This window comes from Paenibacillus sp. cl123, from assembly GCF_900101595.1.
Classification (GTDB): domain Bacteria; phylum Bacillota; class Bacilli; order Paenibacillales; family NBRC-103111; genus Paenibacillus_G.
In genome coordinates this window covers 24,264-42,968 of sequence record NZ_FMYY01000029.1, presented here as the reverse complement: position 1 = coordinate 42,968, position 18,705 = coordinate 24,264, and the positions used below count along the sequence as shown (strand labels likewise).

At 55.6% G+C, this 18,705-nt stretch carries 15 protein-coding genes and 1 pseudogene; 11 read left to right on the top strand and 5 right to left on the bottom strand.

Annotated features, from left to right (window positions below):
• Positions 1-457 precede the first annotated feature (457 nt).
• A complete protein-coding gene (locus BLR08_RS27610) occupies positions 458-1,471 on the top strand; it encodes an HD domain-containing phosphohydrolase (RefSeq protein WP_072337575.1) in 1,014 nt (337 codons plus the stop codon).
• A 124-nt stretch (positions 1,472-1,595) separates the two neighbouring features.
• Here BLR08_RS27610 and BLR08_RS27605 read toward each other — a convergent pair whose 3' ends face one another.
• On the bottom strand, positions 1,596-3,464 hold the full coding sequence (locus BLR08_RS27605; protein ID WP_090586565.1) for an SLC13 family permease: 1,869 nt from the start codon (positions 3,462-3,464) through the stop codon (positions 1,596-1,598).
• A 204-nt stretch (positions 3,465-3,668) separates the two neighbouring features.
• Here BLR08_RS27605 and BLR08_RS27600 point away from each other — a divergent pair, with 204 nt between their 5' ends.
• The 3 genes from BLR08_RS27600 to BLR08_RS27590 all read left to right on the top strand — a co-directional run bounded on the left by BLR08_RS27600 (position 3,669) and on the right by BLR08_RS27590 (position 5,521).
• Entirely contained in the window at positions 3,669-3,869 is a 201-nt protein-coding gene (locus BLR08_RS27600) for a sporulation protein Cse60 (RefSeq protein ID WP_072337578.1), read from the top strand.
• Positions 3,870-4,248: 379 nt separating this feature from the next.
• Positions 4,249-4,989: an NAD-dependent protein deacylase gene (locus BLR08_RS27595; RefSeq protein ID WP_072337580.1), complete on the top strand. Its 741-nt coding sequence runs from the start codon at positions 4,249-4,251 to the stop codon at positions 4,987-4,989.
• Between the two features lie 154 nt (positions 4,990-5,143).
• Positions 5,144-5,521, top strand: coding sequence for a PH domain-containing protein (locus tag BLR08_RS27590; protein ID WP_072337583.1), 378 nt, complete (start codon positions 5,144-5,146; stop codon positions 5,519-5,521).
• Positions 5,522-5,677: 156 nt separating this feature from the next.
• Here BLR08_RS27590 and BLR08_RS27585 read toward each other — a convergent pair whose 3' ends face one another.
• The 3 genes from BLR08_RS27585 to BLR08_RS27575 are packed head-to-tail and all read right to left on the bottom strand — an operon-like array spanning position 5,678 to position 9,773.
• Positions 5,678-7,537, bottom strand: a complete 1,860-nt coding sequence (locus BLR08_RS27585) for an ABC transporter ATP-binding protein (protein WP_072337585.1) — start codon at positions 7,535-7,537, stop codon at positions 5,678-5,680.
• Entirely contained in the window at positions 7,530-9,272 is a 1,743-nt protein-coding gene (locus tag BLR08_RS27580; RefSeq protein ID WP_072337587.1) for an ABC transporter ATP-binding protein, read from the bottom strand. Before BLR08_RS27580 ends, BLR08_RS27585 begins: the two co-directional genes overlap by 8 nt.
• A 33-nt stretch (positions 9,273-9,305) precedes the next feature.
• Positions 9,306-9,773 carry a MarR family winged helix-turn-helix transcriptional regulator gene (locus BLR08_RS27575; protein WP_072337590.1) on the bottom strand — a complete coding sequence of 156 codons (468 nt, stop codon included), beginning with the start codon at positions 9,771-9,773 and terminating at the stop codon, positions 9,306-9,308.
• 151 nt (positions 9,774-9,924) lie between these two features.
• Here BLR08_RS27575 and BLR08_RS27570 point away from each other — a divergent pair, with 151 nt between their 5' ends.
• Positions 9,925-10,401 carry a glutathione peroxidase gene (locus BLR08_RS27570; protein ID WP_072337592.1) on the top strand — a complete coding sequence of 159 codons (477 nt, stop codon included), beginning with the start codon at positions 9,925-9,927 and terminating at the stop codon, positions 10,399-10,401.
• 201 nt (positions 10,402-10,602) lie between these two features.
• On the opposite strand, the gene BLR08_RS27565 is transcribed toward BLR08_RS27570, so the two are convergent.
• Positions 10,603-11,460, bottom strand: coding sequence for a YitT family protein (locus BLR08_RS27565; RefSeq protein ID WP_072337594.1), 858 nt, complete (start codon positions 11,458-11,460; stop codon positions 10,603-10,605).
• 209 nt (positions 11,461-11,669) lie between these two features.
• Between BLR08_RS27565 and BLR08_RS27560 the strand changes: the two are divergent.
• From BLR08_RS27560 to BLR08_RS27535, 6 genes and pseudogenes are all read left to right on the top strand, one after another.
• A pseudogene (locus BLR08_RS27560) lies at positions 11,670-11,795 on the top strand (cytochrome ubiquinol oxidase subunit I); the annotation flags it as partial.
• 129 nt (positions 11,796-11,924) lie between these two features.
• Complete coding sequence (locus BLR08_RS27555) at positions 11,925-12,284, top strand: DUF2325 domain-containing protein (protein ID WP_371117775.1); 360 nt, start codon at positions 11,925-11,927, stop codon at positions 12,282-12,284.
• A 320-nt stretch (positions 12,285-12,604) separates the two neighbouring features.
• Positions 12,605-14,851 carry a helix-turn-helix domain-containing protein gene (locus BLR08_RS27550; RefSeq protein WP_072337596.1) on the top strand — a complete coding sequence of 749 codons (2,247 nt, stop codon included), beginning with the start codon at positions 12,605-12,607 and terminating at the stop codon, positions 14,849-14,851.
• Positions 14,852-15,089: 238 nt separating this feature from the next.
• Positions 15,090-16,055 carry an ABC transporter permease gene (locus BLR08_RS27545; RefSeq protein WP_072337598.1) on the top strand — a complete coding sequence of 322 codons (966 nt, stop codon included), beginning with the start codon at positions 15,090-15,092 and terminating at the stop codon, positions 16,053-16,055.
• 54 nt (positions 16,056-16,109) lie between these two features.
• Positions 16,110-16,985 (top strand): carbohydrate ABC transporter permease, encoded by an 876-nt coding sequence (locus BLR08_RS27540; RefSeq protein WP_072337600.1) that lies wholly within the window; start codon positions 16,110-16,112, stop codon positions 16,983-16,985.
• Between the two features lie 54 nt (positions 16,986-17,039).
• Positions 17,040-18,647, top strand: a complete 1,608-nt coding sequence (locus BLR08_RS27535) for an extracellular solute-binding protein (RefSeq protein ID WP_072337602.1) — start codon at positions 17,040-17,042, stop codon at positions 18,645-18,647.
• Positions 18,648-18,705: the final 58 nt, after the last annotated feature.

Genomic DNA, 18,705 nt, shown 5'->3' with positions numbered 1-18,705 from the left:
ACGGACCGGTTCGGCTTGCGGGAAGAACATACGGCTTACCTTGCGCATAGCAGAGAAAACGATTCAGGCATCTCCGGCAGCTGCGGCTGCTGAAGATGCCTGTTTGCAGTTGCGCGAGCCGCCGCAGCATGAGGAAAAAGGCCATGTCCGGCGCTGTGGAAATTAGGGGGACGCGAGCAGTGATCGAGTCGGGGTAAGGCATGCTGAAGCGGAAATGTCCGATGCCTGCAGGAAGGGATGTCCCTAGAGGCCGTCTGAAGACAAGTCTTGAAGCTTTCGTGACAATCGATCACAATCGATTCGGAAAAAAAGGAATCGCCGCTGCGACGTGGAAGTTATTGAGATATACATGCGCTTCCGGTTCTGACGGTTCTGTCCCGGCCTCGGTCGCCGCAGCGCCAGTACCGGCAGGAGCAGCACCTTAGAGCGATCAAGACGAACGATGATGGAGCGACGAATGAACAACTTACACAGTACTCTAGAGGTTTTACTGGCTTTGGGCGACGCCGTGATTATTACAGACATCTCGCATCGCATTTTGGCGGTAAACCCGGCATACGAGAAAATTACAGGCTACGCTCAGGATGAAATTGTCGGCAGAAAGGCGGGAATTCTGCGGACTCCTCATACCCCTCTTCAGACTTATGCCAGCATGCACGAAGCCATTCAGAACGGCTCCCCCTGGTCCGGCGTATTCACGAACAGCAAGCGGACCGGCGGTCTCTGGCATTCTTCCATTACAATTACGCCGTTCGTGATTGAGGGCGACACTTACCTGGTAGGCATATTCCGGGAGCTGGAACGGCTCGAGAGCGGACATTACTTGGACGAGGGACGAATGGGGCGCGTACAGGGCTCCCTGCTGAAGGTGCTGGCGATCTCCTGCGAGATTCGCGACCCTGGCATCGAGGCTCATCTGACCAGCGTCCAGAAGCTGACCGAGCTGCTCGTAGCCCGCCATGTGGAGCGATGCGGATTAAGCCTTTCGGCGAAAAAGCAGTCTGACATCATAGGGGCGAGCATTTTGCACGATATCGGGAAGTCGGCCATCCCCGAGGGCATTTTGTACAAGCCAGGGCCGCTCGCCGATTATGAACGGAAAATTATCCAGATGCATACGCTTATCGGGGTGGACATTGTCGATAAAATTTTCCGGGAGCTGGATGATGACCTGTTCGAGAGCGAGCTGTCGACGGCGAAAAATATCATTTTGCATCACCATGAGCGGTGGGACGGCTCGGGTTACCCGCACAAGCTTGGCGGCTTACAGATTCCGCTGGAGGCCAGACTGGTCAGCGTCGTTGATGTGCTCGATGCGTTGGTCACCAAGCGTCCGTATAAGGAAAAATGGCCGTTGGAGCAGGCAGTCCGCTATCTCGCCGAGCAGAAGGGAAAGCAGTTCGACGCGGACGTCGTCGACTCGCTGGTTTCGCTATATGAGGAGGGGCGGCTGAAAGCGGCTTTCGACTGACTCAAGATGCTGGTAGAGGAAGCGGCCTTCCTCCTGAGCATGACTGTACGGGAAACAGGAAAAGGCCGAGGCGGACCGTCCGGAGCAGCGCTCCGGGCGGTTTTGCGCTGTGCGGGAGTCAGGGTCACAGCGGGAAAAACACCGGCAGCAAGGCGACCATGGCGGCGCCGAGCAGCAGCTGGAGCGGCAGTCCTACCTTGACATAGTCCATAAACGTATACCGGCCCGCCGACATGACCAGGGCGTTGGGCGGGGTGGAGAACGGCACGGCGAAGCACATGCTGGCCGCGATCGAAACGGCGAACAGGTAAGGAAGCGGGCTCACTCCGATATGGACGGCAGCCGACAGGGCGATCGGAGCGAACAGGACGGCGCAGGCGGTATTGCTGATGAACAGCGTCAGCAGCGACGTGGTGAAATAAATGCCTGCCAGCAGCACGATGGGGTCGAAGCCTCCCAGCACGGAGACAAGCTGCTCGGACAATAATGCCGCCGCCCCGGTCTTCTCGATGGCCGCAGACATGGGAATCATCCCTCCGATGAGCACGATGCTTTCCCAGTTGATCGTTTTGTAAGCCTCCTCCATGCTGCGAAGACAGCCGGTGACGACCATGAGTACGGCTGCGATCATCACGGACACAACGGCCGGAAACACCTCCAGAATCATCAGAGCAACCATCAGCAGCATAATGCCGGCGGCTATTGGCGCCTTATGGTTCATCGGGACCGAGGCAGCCGTATCCAGCGGCTGACCGACGACGACAACGTCGTATGTTTCCTGCGCCAGACGGGCGATGTTGCTCCATGTCCCCTGGATGAGCAAAGCGTCGCCGAAACGGATTCGCTCTTCCTTCAGCTGGTGCAGCAGGTATTCGCCCTTGCGCTGGATGCCTAATATATTGATCTGGTACCGTTCTCGGAAGCCTGTATGCTTCACCAGCAGGTTGATCAGCCTGGAGTTCGGCGTCAGCAGCACCTCGGCGATTCCGGTCTGATGCGAGGCGAAGCGCTCGGTCTGCAGCTCCGCCGATTTCTCTGCCGTCTGATGATCCAGCAACTCCAATCCATTGGCGGCGGCGAAAGTCTTCACCTGCTCGAAGCCCCCGTACACATACAAAATATCCTCCTCGTGAATAACCGTCGCCGGTCCGGCGATTTCCTGCTGAAGCGTCTTGAAGAAAGGATTTTTGGCCGAGCTTCTCCGGCGAATCTCGATGATGTTCACTTTATACTGCTCCGGGATATCCAGCTCGCGCAGCGGCTTTGACATGACCGGCGAATGCCGTCTGACCTGAACGCGGAACAAATTTTGCGCGAGCTGGTACTGCTTGGCGAGATCGTCGAGCGACCGGCTCCGCCGTTTGCGGCCGGCTTCATCGGACGCCTTGGGCAGCAGCAGCCGGCTGAGCAGGACCGTCAATAGGGTGCCTACGATCAGACAGACGAGGCCGATAGGCGTGAACGAGAAGAAGGATAGGCCCGGGAAGCCGGCTTCTGTCAGCGTTTCGCTGATGACAAGATTGGGCGGCGTGCCGATAAGCGTCAAGGTGCCGCCGAGACTGCTGGCGAAAGCCAGCGGCATCAGCAGACGGCCGGGGCTGATCTGGGCGCTTGCTGCCAGGCTGACCACGATAGGCAGCATGACGGCGACCGTTCCCGTATTGCTGACGAAAGCACCGATAGCGGAGGTGGCCAGCATGACCGTGATCAGCAGCCGGGTCTCATTGGCGCCTGCAAGCCTCAGCATGCGGCTGCTGGCCATCCTGGCCAGTCCCGTGTGGAATATCCCTCCGCCTACTACGAACAGTCCCATCATCATAATGACGACGGGATTGGCGAAGCCGGACAGCGCTTCGGCCGGAGAGAGAATGCCGAAGAGCACGAGCAGAATGAGCGAGCAGATCGCCACCAGATCGGAGCGGACCTTCCCGCTCATAAACAAAATAGCCGCGCCGGCCAGCAAACATAAGGTGATCAGCATGGGCGTAGTCAAAGGAGGAGCTCCTTTCAGGCATTTTCTCACCCCTAATCGTATCATAAGTGAGCGGAATAAAAGATGAACAAAGATCGACGAATCCCGGGGCCGGTCTTCCTGTTTGACAAGGGGTTCCAGCGATGCTAATCTAAGCTCAAAGGCATTCCGTATCAGTTCTGCGGGATGCCTTTTCCCCTAGAAGCCCAGAAGGAGATGCTGCTCATGATTCAGGTCAAGGAATTTGTGGATACGGACAATTCATACGCTGAAAACAAGGCCAATGAGTTTCTGGCCGGTTTGAAGGACGACCAGCTCGTTCAAGTTTGCTACGGTTCGGTAGTCAAGCCTACCGTTACCGGCACGTCCCACCAGAGAAGCACGATTCTGGTGGTTTACAAAACGAACAGCGCGCATGACACCTAGGCGTGCTCCGTGAGATAGACAAGCCTGCCTATCTCCATGGTTCAGCCTGTTTCCCGGCAAAGCCCGTTATCGTGTGCTGTTATCCTTGAACCGGATGAAGCGCTAGGAAAACGCGCTCCCCGGGTAAATCAGTCGAGCCTGCGCCGCAGCCCCAGGCTGCAGCCAAACATGCGAGCGCTTACGCGCGTTCATCCGCTCGGCGGCGCAGCTGTCGTGCCATAAAACCAGTCCCGGCAGTTTGGGGACTGGTTTTATTGGCGTTGGCCGGTGTGGAAGGAGCGGCAGGCTGCCGGGTTATTCGTTTCGGCGGCTATGGCCTGCGAAGTTAGAAAGTCAGGCCTTGATTTGATACGATGAAGGGAGAAGAGGAGGGAGCTTTATGAATTTTGCCCAACTGCGGCAGATGGTCGCGGCCAGCTCGAATATCGTGTTTTTCGGAGGTGCCGGCGTGTCGACGGAAAGCAGTATCCCGGATTTTCGGTCGGAGAACGGACTTTATCAGACCAAGTTTCAAGCGGGGGCCTACCCGCCTGAACGCATCCTCAGCCGCAGCTTCTTTATGGAGCATACGGATGACTTTTTCGATTTCTACCGCACGAAGATGATTCACGAGGATGCCCGGCCGAATAAAGCCCATCTGGCGCTGGCCGAGCTGGAGCGGCAGGGACGTTTGCAAGCCGTCATCACGCAAAATATCGACGGGCTGCATCAGCTTGGCGGCAGCCACAACGTGCTGGAGCTGCACGGCTCCGTTCATCGCAATGCCTGCATGGACTGCGGCACGAGTTACGGATTGGCCGATGTGGCGGGCAGCCGGGAAGCGGTGCCGCGCTGCAGCCGGTGCGGCGGCATCATCAAGCCGGACGTGGTGTTGTATGAGGAAAGCCTCGATATGGAGCTGCTGTTCCGGGCGCGGGACTACGTGCGCAGCGCGGATGTGCTGATCGTCGGAGGCACATCGCTGACGGTGAATCCGGCAGCCGGACTCGTCGCCGAGTACCCGGGAGACAAGCTGATTTTGATCAATCGGACGCCGACGCCATTTGACGGGAGAGCCGATTATTTGATCAACGACAGCATCGGCCGGGTGCTGGAGGCGCTCGTGCCCGAGTCTGCATGAGGCGGAAAGGAAGTTTAACGTCGCTGAAGCGCTCAAACAGGGCAAGGGCCACATCGATAATGTGAAAATTTATTAGCTGATTTTCTGTGCAGGAGTACGATTTCTCCAATATAATGGTAAGTGATGGCTATCCTGACCGAATAGGAGAGATCGCATGGGATTATTTGACGCTTTGATGGGCAACGCCTCGGAATTGAAGCTGGAGGATGTTCAGCAGGAGTTTGCGCATGTGCTTGCCAGAACGGAGAGGGTGGAGAAGGCGTATAAGCTGATCCGCGATCTGTTTGTTTTCACCAACAGCCGGCTGATTCTGATCGACAAACAGGGCGTCACGGGAAAGAAGACGGAATTTCATTCGATCCCCTATAAAAGCATCACGCACTTCAGCATTGAAACGGCGGGCACGTTTGATCTGGACGCCGAGCTGAAGATCTGGATATCCGGCACAGCGGCGCCTATTGAGAAGAGGTTCAATAAGAGCCTGAACATTTATGAGCTGCAGAGCGTGCTGGCCGAGTATGTGCTGAAGTAGGATGGCGCCAAGCCGGGGATGAGGCTATTCACCGATGTCCACCCATGTCCGACCGTGTTCGGCAGGATACAAGAGCACCCCCGGGTGTAGACAAAAAGGACCTCAAACTCCGCGAATCAAGCGGAAGATGGGGTCCTTGTTTGTTCGAGCCTAAGGTCAGTTCGCCTGCTGGAACTGGCCGGTGTACAAATCATGGTAGAAGCCGCGGCTGTCCAGCAGCTCCTGATGAGTGCCCCGCTCGATAATCCGGCCTCCGCGCAGCACAAGAATCAGATCGGCCTCGCGGATCGTACTGAGCCGGTGGGCGATGACGAAGCTGGTGCGGCCCTTCATCAACGTTTTCATCGCGTCCTGGATGTGCATCTCGGTTCGCGTATCGACGCTGCTCGTCGCTTCGTCGAGGATCAGAATGGACGGATTCGCCAGAATCGCCCGGGCTATCGTCAGCAATTGGCGCTGCCCGTGGCTAAGATTGCCGCCTTCTGCCATGAGCTTCGTGTCATAGCCGTGCGGCAGCTTGACGATAAAGCTGTCGGCGTTGGCCAGCTTGGCCGCTGCCTTGACTTCCTCCAGCGAGGCGCCCGGCTTGCCGTAGCGGATATTTTCAATGATCGTATCGGAGAAGAGATACGCATCCTGCAGCACGATCCCCAGCTTGCTCCGCAAGCTGCTCTTGTCCAGCTCGCGGATATTGCGTCCGTCTACCGTAATCGTGCCCTCCTGAATTTCGTAGAAGCGGGTCAGCAGATTGACGATCGTCGTCTTCCCGGCTCCCGTAGGGCCGACTAGGGCGATCGTATCCCCAGGCTTCGCGGTAAATGAAATGTCCGACAAAATCGGGTTCGACTCCTGATAGCGGAACGATACGCGGTCGAACACGACTTCTCCGCGCACCTTATCGATCTGTCCGGCTTTGCCCATCTCCTGAAATTCCGACGGCATGTCGAGAATTTCAAACACGCGCTCCGCGCCCGCTATCGCCGATTGCAGCAGGTTGTATTGATTGGCCAGCTCGTTGATCGGCCGGCTGAATTGCTTGGAATAATTCAGGAAGCTGACGATGACGCCGATCGTCGTCATGCCGCCGAGCGCCATCCAGCCGCCGACGGTCGCGATCAATGCGAAGCTGGTGTTGTTCACGACGTTCATGACCGGTCCCATCATCCCCGAGACGATTTGCGCTCGTTTGCCGACCTGGTTCAACTGGTCGTTCAGTTCGCCGAACCGGCGGATGGACGGCTTCTCGCGCCGATAAGCCTTGACGACCTTTTGGCCGGTCATCGTCTCTTCAATAAATCCGTTCAGCTCTCCCAGATGCGTCTGCTGGCTCTTGAACAGCTTGCGGGTCCGCTTTGTGATCTGTCCCGTGAGCAGAATGACCAGCGGAATGCTGACAAGGCTGACCAGCGTCAGTGTGAGATTGAGGCTCAGCATGAGGATCAGAGAGCCGACGATCGTCACGAGGCTGGTGACCAGCTGCGTTACGCTCTGATTGAGCGTCCCCGATACATTCTCGATATCGTTAGTCGCCCGGCTCATCAGCTCGCCATGGGTTCTGCTGTCGAAGAACTGCAGAGGCAACTGCTGAAATCGCTCGAACAGGTCGCGGCGCAGCGTCATCACCGTCTGCTGGGTGACCCCCGCCATCACATAGGCTTGCAGCCAGGACATGACGCTGCTCAGCGCGTAGACCGTCAGCAGTCCGGCGCACAGCCACAGCAGCCCGGTGCGGTCCTGCGCCAGAATAAACTCATCGATGGCTCTGCCGATCAGGTAGGGGCCGGCTAGGGCAAGTCCCGAGCTGAACAGGGTCAGCAGGAAAACTGTGATCAAACCCCCGCGCTGACGGCTGAGATAGCCCCACAGACGGCGGACGGTTGCCCATGTATGTTTGGCCCGCACCTTGGGTACGGGACCTCGGCCGGGACCTCCTCCGGGGCCCATCCCTCCCATCAGAGGCGGCCCGGCATGCGGTGACGTCTGCGATTGTTTACCGGATGAGCCTGGTTCAGCCATGGAGCGCATCCTCCTTCGTCTGTTGGGATCGGTAAATATCCTGATACACCGCACTGCTGCGGATCAGCTCGTCATGGGTGCCCTGGGCCGTGATTCGCCCGTCCTCCAGCACGAGAATCAGGTCGGCTTGCCGGACGGAGCTGATCCGCTGCGCGATCACGAAGCAGGTGCTTCTCTCCATCAGCTCGCCGAGCGCCTGTTGGATGAGCGCCTCAGTTCGCAGGTCGACTGCGCTGGTGCTGTCGTCGAGAATGAGGATGGCCGGCCGCAGCACCAGCGCGCGCGCAATGGCAATCCGCTGTTTTTGCCCGCCGGACAAATTCACGCCCCGCTGGCCGAGCACCGTGTCGTAACCGTCCGGCAGCTCCATAATAAAATCGTGAGCTTGCGCCGCCTTGGCTGCCGCCTCGACCTCCTCCAGGGTGGCGTCGGGTTTGCCGAATCGGATGTTGTCCCGGATCGGACCGGTGAACAGGATCGACTGCTGAAGCACCATCCCGATATGGCTGCGCAGCTCGTCGAGCGGTAGCTTGCTGACATCGGCGCCGTCGATCAGCACTCTGCCGCTATCCGGCTCATAGAGCCGAGGGATCAGGCTGACGAGAGAGGTTTTGCCGGAGCCGATCGCGCCGAGAATCGCTACCGTCTGTCCGGCTTCGGCGGTAAAGGAGATATCCTCCAGCACGAGCTTCGTTTTCTCCCCGTCGCTGCCGTAGCTGAAGGATACGCGGTCGAAGACGACCTGTCCGGACCGGATGCAATCCCTTCTGGCATCGGGCGCGTCGGCGATATCCGGCTGCACGGCGAATACTTCATTAATCCGGTCTGCGGACACTTTGGCCCGGGAGACGTTCACGAGCATCATCCCCACCATCATCAGCGATGACAGCAGCTGCATCACATAGTTGATAAAGGCGGCCAGCTCGCCGATCGACAGGCTTCCTTCCCAATTCTGAGCGCCTCCGAACCAAAGAACGGCCACGATGCTGAGATTAAGGATCAGCGTCATGATCGGCATATTGAAGGCGACGACTCGAGCCGCCTTGAGCGCCATATCCGTATAGTCGCGGTTGGCCCGCCCGAATCGGGACTGCTCATAGGCGGAGCGCACGAAGGCTTTGACGACCCGGATGCCGGACAAATTTTCCTGCAGCACGGTATTGACGCCGTCCAGCTTCGCTTGCACCTTGGCAAAGAGAGGGAACGACAGCCGGATCAGCGTGTAAAGCGTCAGCGACAGCAGGGGAATGGCGACGATCAAAATCAGTCCGAGGCGGGGGCTGATCAGCATCGCCATCACGAAGCTGCCGACGATCAGCAGCGGAGCCCGCACCAGAATGCGCAGCGTCATCTGGACCAGCAGCTGGATCTGAACGATATCCTGTGTGAGCCGGGTGACGAGCGAGCCGGTGGAGAAGCGATCCAGGTTGCGAAATGAGAACGTCTGCACCTTGGCAAACAGATCCTTTCGCACATCGGCTCCGAAGTTTTGGGCCGCGATGCTGGAAAACAAGGTGCAGCCCGCCCCGCCGATCAGTCCGATCAGGGCGATGCCAAGCATCATCGCTCCGGTCGATTGAATATGAGGCAGATTGCCCTGCATAATGCCGTCATTGACGATGCTCGCCATCAGCTTGGGCTGCAGCAGATCCATGTACACCTCCAGGATCATGAGCAGAGGGGCAAGCAAGGTCGCGACCCAATAGGGGCGCAGATATCGTTTTAGTTTCCACATCTTGCAGCGAGCTCCTCGTTATTGTGTAGTCGACTAACTATTGGGCGGGGCGAAAGTGTCTGCGCTTGGCTCGTACTCCGCCAGATTGTCGTACAGCTGCAGCAGCAATCGGCGCAGCAGCAGTCGCTCCTCGGGCAGGAACGATTCCAGGTTTCGCGCCTCCAGCGTCTGCAGCGTCTCCTTAAGTCTGCGTGTCGTTTCTTCTCCCTTGGGGGTCAGATACACCCGCGTCACCCTCTGATCATCCGCATCGGGGCGCCGCTCCAGCAAGCCGTTTTTCTGCATGCGCGTGATCATGACCGTTAGCGTCGCGGGCTTGACCCGGAGCTGCTCCGCCAGCTCGCGCTGGCTCTGGCCGTCCCGCTCTGCGAGCCGGAAGAGCAGCGGTGGCTGGCCGGGGTACACATCCAGCTCCTGCACATGCAGATGAATATGGTGGCGATGCAGCCGCATGAGGTGGGACATGAGATGGAAAATCGATTCCGACCGGCGAATATCCATAGGCGGTTCTCTCCTTTATGTAATTAGTTAGTCAGCTAATCATTAGTATAGGATGGCAGGCGATTTAAGGTCAATAGGAGGAGGCGCTTGACTTTCGTTATTTGATTGTATAAAATTTAATTAAATAAAATATAAAATGGAGCGTGCCATCATGTCTATTTACGATATCCCCGTCAAAACGATCAAAGGAGAGCAAGCGACGCTTGCCCCCTACCAAGGCGACGTCATGCTTATCGTCAATACGGCGACGGGCTGCGGCTTCGCGCCGCAATTCAAAGGGCTGCAAAAGCTGCACGACGATTACGCGGACAAGGGCTTCGCGGTGCTGGGCTTCCCGTGCGCGCAGTTCGCCCGTCAGGAGAAGGACGACGATGCCGAGATTGCAGAGGCTTGCGAGCTAAACTTCGGCGTTAGTTTTCCGCTGTATTCCCGTATTGACGTCAAGGGCAGAGACGCTCATCCGTTGTTCAAGCTTCTTACGGACGAAGCCAGAGGAGTGCTGGGCACCAAATCGATCAAATGGAATTTTACGAAATTTCTCGTCGACCGCGACGGCCGCGTTGTCAAGCGGTTTGCTCCTACCGAGGAGCCGGCCAAGATCGAAGCGTATGTTCGGGAGTTGCTGTAGAACAAGACTTATTTCAAGGGGCAAGGGGACGAAATTATTTATCTTGAAGAAGTCGGCAGGCAAGCTGCCGAAACGACAACCGGAGCAAGCATCGCCTGCTCCGGTTCGTTGTATTTTCGGCGTGCGTTGTTTGTTGATTCGCAGAGTAGATCATGCTTGTATCCAAGCCATTCCGATAAATGCCTTTCCCCCGCGCGCGAGCTATTTCCGCAAATACGGCTCGGCTCCGGCAAGGTCTTGGGCTCCGTAAGAGACGACAACCTGGGAGGAGGGAGAACGCTCGCGGACAAGGCCGATCAGCCGCTTGATATGCTTGCTTGGCAGGACCAGAAACAAGCCCGGTCCCTGGCGGCCGTCAGCAGGCCCGCTGCTGCTGTCCTGTTTCAGAATTTCAACTTCGGGACCAAAGGATTCGGTCAGCAGCTTGATGAGTCTGTCACGGGGCCCCTCGCAGGAAATCCAGATCAGCTTTTTATTTCTGAACTCTAAGGTGAACTGGATCGCCTTGAAGGCGGCAAAATAAGCGATGACCGAATGGATGGCCTGATCCCAGCCGAACAGGAACCCCCCGCACGCGAGCACCAGCAGGTTCAGGAGCATCACAAGCTCGCCGATGGACAGCCGGATGTTTCGGTTCAAATAGACAGCGACCACAGTCAGACCGTCGGGATACCAGCCGTATCGAATGATGAGACCCAGGCCCACGCCCAGCATGAGGCCTCCGCATACGGCGGCAGGCAGCGGATTTTCCAGCAGCGGCGGGAATGGATGCATATAGATGGCGAGCAAGGTAATGATGATTAGGGAGATAAGGGCGGATAGCATCTGCACGGGCTTTTTTCGATTGAACAGGACGAACGGCAGGTTTATAAACAACAGAAAAAGCCCCATCTTCATTTCCGTCACATGAGACAGCAGGATGGCGATGCCCTTTACGCCTCCGGGAATAAGTTTGTGCGGGGTTAAGAACATCTCCAGGCCGATAGAAACGAGCAGCACGCCGATGATTATCGCGCCGGCGGTCAGGAGGCTTTCCTTGTACGCAATACGATTGTGCATGAACACGACTTCCCCTTTCGTGTTTGCTGTTTTGGGATTAACTGTGCAGCGGAACAAGCGCACCCCAAGGAATCCCTTTCTCTTAATAGTAGCACAGTTTGGCAAGGAAGGCGCGTGATGTTCGAGGCGACGGAGTGAAAGTTTGCGGGCCGTACGCTGGAGGGAGGGCTCAGTGTTGGGGTTAGGATGTCACATGCAGCGGCTGCCTGGGGACCTTTCTCCCAATCAACTTCGATGTTGGGATTGTGACCGGTATTCTGCAGGAATTTCAATTCGGCATGAACCGGTCGGATTCCTCCGAGTTTGTAGGGGATGTATCCGGCACGCCGCCGGCTCAAAGGCGGGTCGCCATACTGCCCCGCGACGGCAAGCCGGTCGTCTCCGGCTCCAACGTCAAAGTCCCAGAAAGGGACTTTATTTTATTTAATCCGACTAAACCTATTGACATTTATTATTATTTGGTTATGATAGGGATAACAGCATATACGAGCGATCACACTAACTTACGGAGGGAGAGGGAGATGGCTATGATCAAGATAGCGATTATCGGAGGCAGCCAGACGAATACGTTTAAGAAATTAGGGGAGAAGCGCGGGCTAAGTGTCGAGCATCATGACGGGAAAACCGGCGGCGGTCCTATTGAAAATTATTTTCTGAGCATCATCAACAAGGCGGATGCTATCATTATCCTGCGGGGAGCCATCAAGCACACCTCGATGTGGGCTGTTCGGGAACTGGCGGAGAAGAAGGGCAAGAAAATTGACTATCATGACGGCTTCGGAGCTTCAGGGGTTCTGGATAAGGCGCTGCAGTTGGTTGGTTAACTGCAGTTGTTTCTGTCTCCAGCCGGACGGCGGCTTGCGTCTTTGCGGACGCAGGCCGTTTTTTGCTGACCACAGCCTTAGTATGTGGGGATAAGCGCTGCCTGCGCGAAGGAACTCGTCTCGAATCGGTCTCCAGGCTTACAGCTGGCCGGGTATCTTCACTGAGCCTGCCGGCGTCAATATAGCTTGAGCGGAAAGGCCCTCATGGTATAATCAGGAAGTACATAAACGCGCTTACAAAAAAACTCAATCAGGAGGAACAGATATGGACTTGGAACTTTGCAAGTAGAAAGAGATTCCAGTCTCAGGAGGGGTGTCGGTTGAAGAAAAACTGGTTTTATCGCCTTTTGCTGTCGTACCTGCCTGTGTTTTTAGTGATGATCGTGGCCGTCATTCTGATTGTTTTCGTCCAACTGAGCCGATATTCCAAGCAGGAAGCCCTCAAGGCGAACGATGCGTTCATTACGTTCTTGAAGCAAAGCCTGGACGCTTCCCTGACGAATGTGGACGAGCTTGCCGTCGATTTCCTGAATAAAGCCGCCATCAATGATTTCTATTACAACCCTGAGAAGCAGAATGACCAGATGCTGGCCTATCAAATCTCGACGGATATGCACCGCATTGTCTTGCGCTCCGACTTCATCGATTCGATGTACTTGTACCGGATGCAGGACGATATCGTGTTGAGCTATGATATGCTCAAGCCCCGTACGGGCTTTGGAGACCAGGCCTTCATCGACCAAATTCGGCAAGCCGATTTTCTGAATTATTGGTGGTCGGATGTACGGTCCTACCGCTCCTTCGAAGGTTTGGAAAAGTACGAGAAGGTCGTATCGCTCGTACGAAAGGTACCGCTGCTAACCGGAACTCACGGACTGTTGGTGATCAATATCAATACGGATTCGATCCAGCGGTTCGTGACCAAGGTTTTCGGCGACAATAAGAGCTATTACGCCATTACGGACCGCCATTATGAGCTAATCGCAGGAAATGCGTCGCATGGAGACGAGGTATTCGTGAACAGAGTCCGCCTCCCGCTCACGAGTCCGGACTCTGCCTATACCGGCTGGCATTACGAAAGCGGGCTGCATGGGGGAGCGGCCTTGGCCGCTTCCTCGATGTTCTCCTATGTCGGTTGGATGACGCTGCTGATTGTTCTGCTCGGCATCGGCTGGATCATTGTGCTGACGCGAAGGAACTATAAGCCGCTCGAGAGTATTATGAAGAGCATCGACGCCTATTCCCTGAGCAAGACCCGGCATCTGATCGGGGGAAAGCGGGATGAATTCCGGTTTATTCAGTCGGCATTGGATGACCTGGTGCAGCAATCCAATGGTTTTCAGAAGCAGTATGCTGAGGGGCTCGTGTACGAGTATCGTCAGCGGTTCTTCGATTTGATGTACGGCATGACCCCGTTCGGCCGGGAGGAATGGGAGCAGACGGCCGCCGCGCTGGACATGCGGCCTCCTTACAAGCGCTTCACGATCGCCGTGATGGAGATCGACAGATACTCTGAATTCGAAACGAAATATTCTCGCGAGGATCAGAATCTGTTGAAATTCGTGCTGACCAGCATGGTGAAGGAGATGGCTGGCCAATACAGGATTAGCGTGTGGAAGGAATGGATGTCCGCGGACCAACTGGGCGTTCTGTTTCAGTTGCCCGCCACCGCGAATTCTACCGAAGGTCAGGGAGCCGAAGAACTGTGCGAGTCCATTCGCTCCTGGGTGCAAACGCATCTGGATTTTTCCGTGACGCTGGGCATCAGTTCGCTTGCCGAAGACTACGAACAACTGCCCGTGGCCTATGAAGCGGCTTCGGAAGCCCTGAAGTATAAGACAACGCTTGGGAGCAACCGGGTGATCCGTTCATGCGAGCTGGAGCAGCTGCCCAAGTCAGATTTATTTTATAACACCCGGCTGATCAAATCGATGATCCTTGGTATGAAAAATGGAGAAGAAGGCTGGAGAAGCGAACTAGACCTGTTATTCGAGGAGATCGTGCAGGCTAGACTGAACCGGGATGAAATTGGCAGCCTGATGAACTATATGTCCTTTCAACTGCACCGCGAATTGGGCCATCTCCCGGGGGAAATATGGTCCGAGCCTTATGCGAGCGGTAGCTTGCGGATCGAGAAGCTGCTTGCCACATACGATGTGCTGGACGATCTGAAGCAGGGAGCCTTTGCCTTCATGGACGACTTGGCCGCTCATGTCGCCGCTCACCGTGAGAATCACTCCAACAAGGAACTGATCCGGGAGGTGAAGGCCTATATCGAACAGCATTATAACGATCCGGACATTTCGCTTGTCCAGATCACCGACCGGTTTGGCATTAAATACGTGAGCCAGTTTTTCAAGGACGAGATCGGGGAGAAGTTTTCCGAATATTTGGCGCGGGTCCGTATCGAGAAGGCCAAAACATTGCTGCAGGAAACGGAAGATTCTGTCCAGGAGATCGCTGCGCGCGTCGGCTATTCCCATTCATTCTCCTTCATCCGCATGTTCAAGCGAATGGTCGGGGTTACTCCGGGGGACTATCGTAAAGAGCAGCATTCTTCAAAATAATGTGTACGCTTACAATCGGTTTATCGATAAAATAATCCGTGCATCCGAAAGAGAAGAACCCCTTGCTGGCAAAGGGTTCTTCTCTTTTTTTACGGAATGTGTATGGATGAAATAGTGTTTATTTACAGGTAGCTGGGCATTTATGTACGCTTAGTGGGCAGCCAGCAGATGGGCCGGAGCAGCCCGGCAATCCCTGCGCTGAAGCTTGAAAACCGAAGTTGCCGAGGAGTGAAGGACGATGAAACAGATCACGGACGGGAGGATGAACACGAGGTGGGAGACGGCTCAGACAGCATCGGGCCTAGGGAAGCACAAGCGGCTGCTGAAGATGAACGTACCGCTCATGCTGATGTTTGTTCCGGTTGCCGTATATTTTATGGTTTTCAAATATGCGCCGATGTTCGGACTTGTGATTGCCTTCAAGCATTACAGCCTGGCTGAGGGCATATGGGCCAGCCCCTGGGCGGGGTTCAGCAATTTCCGGTTGTTATTCTCCAACCCGCAGATGCTCAATATTATCCGGAATACGCTGATCTTATCGCTGCTGAAAATTATAGTCGGGTTTCCGTTTCCGATTATCATGGCAGTCCTGCTTAACGAAGTCAAACGGATGTGGTTCAAAAAGCTTGCCCAGACCCTCGTTTATTTGCCGCATTTCTTGAATTGGGTCATCGTCGGCGGCATGGTCATCACCCTGTTTTCCTTGGAATCGGGACTGATCAACCAATGGCTGGAGGCTTTGCTCGGCTACCGGTACGCCTTCTTGTACAACGAGCTGTCGTGGATCGGTGTGTATCTGGGCTCGGGCATCTGGAAGGAGGTCGGGTTCAGCGCGATCATATACCTGGCTGCGATTACGTCAATTGACCCGGGATTGTATGAATCCGCCAGTCTGGATGGAGCCAACAAGTGGAAGCAGATGTGGCATATCACGCTGCCGGGGATCCGGCCGACGATCATCATCCTGCTGATCCTGTCCATGGAAGGGGTCATGGACCTGGGCTTCGATCAGATTTACATGCTGCAGAACCGGGTGGTCAACAATGTGGCGGATGTGATTCCCACTTATATGTACCGGATGGGCATCCAGGGCGGACAATTCAGCCTGACGACGGCCATGGGCCTGTTCTCTTCGCTGGTCGGTCTGATCCTTATCGTGCTGTCCAATCAGATCGCGAAGAAATTCGATCAGTCGCTATGGTAGATGTCGTTATGACAAGTTGTCTTTATGGTAGATGTGAGGAGAGGAGGTGAGCTTATGCGGGAATCAACGGGAGACCGAATTTTCTATGCCATCAACTACGCGCTGCTTACGCTTGCGGCGCTTACCTGCCTGTTTCCCTTGCTCAATGTGCTGGCGCTAAGCCTGAGCGATCCAAGCGCAGTAATGGCGGGCCAGGTTACGGTATTTCCGATCCGGGTGCAATGGGATTCATATGAACAGCTCATCAAGGGGACGAATGTGGTCAAGGCTTTCCAAAACAGCCTGGTCATTGCCGTCGTCGGAACATTGCTTTGCATGCTCTTTACGGTGCTGGCTGCGTATCCCTTGTCCAAGCGCTACTTTCTGGGACGCAGGACACTGACGCTGGCTATCGTGTTCACGATGGTGTTCAGCGGCGGCCTGATCCCTACTTACCTGGTGATCAAATCGATCGGGCTTGTAAACAGCTACGGGGCTTTATGGCTGCCGGCTTTGGTAAGCGCGTACAATATGCTGATTCTCAAAACGTTCTTCGAGGGTCTGCCGGAGGAACTGATTGAGGCTTCCCGGATGGACGGCTGCGGCGAGCTCAGACTGCTGACCCGCATCGTGCTGCCGTTGTCCGGCCCGGTGCTGGCTACGCTGACCTTGTTTTATGGCGTCGGCTTCTGGAACTCGTTCATGAATGTGCTGATCTATATCAATGACAGCCATAAAATAAATCTGACCGTTATGGTCCAGCAGATGATCAGCAGTCAGATGCTGGAGGATACTATAACGCTCAGGAAGGATGAAATGGAACAGTTGACGACGCCCGAAGGCCTGAAAGCGGCCGCTATTATGATTCTGATCATTCCGATGCTCGTCGTGTATCCCTTTATCCAGAAATATTTCGTGAAGGGGGTTATGATCGGCTCCATCAAAGGATGAGTGCATTATAATCGGCAGAGGACAGGGGTTTACAAAAAAAGGGAGGTTGCTCGAATGAAAAAACTCAGACATGCAGCTTTGTTAGCCGCGCTCGCTTGTTCATTGGCCGCATGCAGCCAAACAGCCGGGAAGCCGGAGGCGGGTACGGGAGAAGGCTCGGGAGATTCTCCCAAGCCTGTTGAGAAGAAGAAAATTTCGGTCATGGTGTACGACCGCAACAATTTGCCTCAGGGCGAGGGTACGTATGAGAAAAACCGCTGGACCGAGTGGATCAACGAGAACGGTCCGAAGGATGTGCAGGTGTCCTTCGTCCCGGTTCCTCGCGGCGCCGTACGGGATAAGCTGAACACGATGTTCGCCTCCGGCAGCGCGCCCGATCTGATTCTCGACTTCGATCCGGCCATCCGCAATGATCTGGTTACCCAGAAGCTGGTTATGCCGCTTGACGAGATTATCGAGAAGCACAGCGTCTACTACAAGGACCTGATTAAGAAACATCCGGCCTTGGCCAAGCTGAGCGCGAAGGAAGACGGCAAAAATTATATGGTCGGGCGCATCGACGGCCTGGATATTAATCATTATGTGCTGATCCGCAACGACTGGCTCAAGAAGCTGAATCTGCAGGTACCGAAAACGCCGGAAGAGCTGCTGGCCGTCGCCAAGGCATTTGCCGACCAGGACCCGGACGGCAACGGCAAGAAGGATACGTACGGCATCGCCTTGTCGGGAACCAGCGAGAACATTCTCACCTACATGTACCAGACGACCTATCCGGTACTGGACAAAAATCTGGAATATGTGAATCCCTGGGAGCAGGTGAAGGCGTCGAACGAGCTCAAAAAGAAGCTGTACGAAGCCGGAGCCGTCGATAAAGATTTCCTGACCGACACGACAGGCAAGAAGGCGGAGCAGGACTTTCTGGCCGGGAAGCTGGGCATCTGGGGCGGCAACTTCGACGTTAAGAAGCTGACCAGTCTGAAAACCTCGGTTCCGACGGCGGAGCCGGTTCCGATGGCGCTTCCGAAAACGCAGTTCGGCCAATATGCGCCGGAGCTCGGCAGCCCGATGTCCCCGATCGGCCTGATCAACCGTGACGCCAAGCATCCCGATGCCGTGATGAAGTTTATCGACTTCATCAGCTCGCCGGAGACGGGGAAAACCCTGTACTACGGACTGGAAGGCGTGCACTGGAAGGCTGGAGAGAACGGCTGCCCGCAAATTATCGACGAAGCGAAATACAAGCAGGAGGTGTCGTGGAACCGCGATTATTTCGTGCTGACCTCCAAATATTTCGATAAATGCCAGAAGGAGAAAAAGCCAACTATGACCGAGCTGGAGAAGGAGTTCGATCAGATTACCGAAGAGGCGCGCAAGCTGTACCTCGACGTGAACTCGCCTCCTCCGTATTCCGTGGACAAAAATGTCGTTCCTACATTGCCCCAGGACTTGTTTGTCATTAAGCAAAACACGGAAACCGGCATCAAGGATCTTTGGGTGAAATCGATTGTGACCCCCGGCTATTCCATGGATCAGGCGCTGGCCGATTCGCAGAGCATGTGGAAAAAATCAGGCGGGGACAAGGTGGATCAGTATTATGCGACTTGGTTCAAGGATAACAAGCAGCGCTTGGTCAAGGTAACGGACTGGTACACGTTCAAATAGTCGCCCGCCATGACGGAGACGGGGAATAGGGGGGACGTATCCTCCTGTCCCCCTGCGC

What these genes read in the sequence shown, in the direction of transcription:
- BLR08_RS27590 (WP_072337583.1), top strand. Translation starts at nt 5,144, where the DNA reads ATGGGATTATTTGACGCTTTGATGGGCAACGCCTCGGAATTGAAGCTG.
- BLR08_RS27545 (WP_072337598.1), top strand. Translation starts at nt 15,090, where the DNA reads ATGAAACAGATCACGGACGGGAGGATGAACACGAGGTGGGAGACGGCT.
- BLR08_RS27575 (WP_072337590.1), bottom strand. Translation starts at nt 9,773, where the DNA reads ATGGATATTCGCCGGTCGGAATCGATTTTCCATCTCATGTCCCACCTC.
- BLR08_RS27565 (WP_072337594.1), bottom strand. Translation starts at nt 11,460, where the DNA reads ATGCACAATCGTATTGCGTACAAGGAAAGCCTCCTGACCGCCGGCGCG.
- BLR08_RS27540 (WP_072337600.1), top strand. Translation starts at nt 16,110, where the DNA reads ATGCGGGAATCAACGGGAGACCGAATTTTCTATGCCATCAACTACGCG.
- BLR08_RS27555 (WP_371117775.1), top strand. Translation starts at nt 11,925, where the DNA reads ATGATAGGGATAACAGCATATACGAGCGATCACACTAACTTACGGAGG.
- BLR08_RS27600 (WP_072337578.1), top strand. Translation starts at nt 3,669, where the DNA reads ATGATTCAGGTCAAGGAATTTGTGGATACGGACAATTCATACGCTGAA.
- BLR08_RS27610 (WP_072337575.1), top strand. Translation starts at nt 458, where the DNA reads ATGAACAACTTACACAGTACTCTAGAGGTTTTACTGGCTTTGGGCGAC.
- BLR08_RS27580 (WP_072337587.1), bottom strand. Translation starts at nt 9,272, where the DNA reads ATGTGGAAACTAAAACGATATCTGCGCCCCTATTGGGTCGCGACCTTG.
- BLR08_RS27595 (WP_072337580.1), top strand. Translation starts at nt 4,249, where the DNA reads ATGAATTTTGCCCAACTGCGGCAGATGGTCGCGGCCAGCTCGAATATC.
- BLR08_RS27535 (WP_072337602.1), top strand. Translation starts at nt 17,040, where the DNA reads ATGAAAAAACTCAGACATGCAGCTTTGTTAGCCGCGCTCGCTTGTTCA.
- BLR08_RS27570 (WP_072337592.1), top strand. Translation starts at nt 9,925, where the DNA reads ATGTCTATTTACGATATCCCCGTCAAAACGATCAAAGGAGAGCAAGCG.
- BLR08_RS27585 (WP_072337585.1), bottom strand. Translation starts at nt 7,537, where the DNA reads ATGGCTGAACCAGGCTCATCCGGTAAACAATCGCAGACGTCACCGCAT.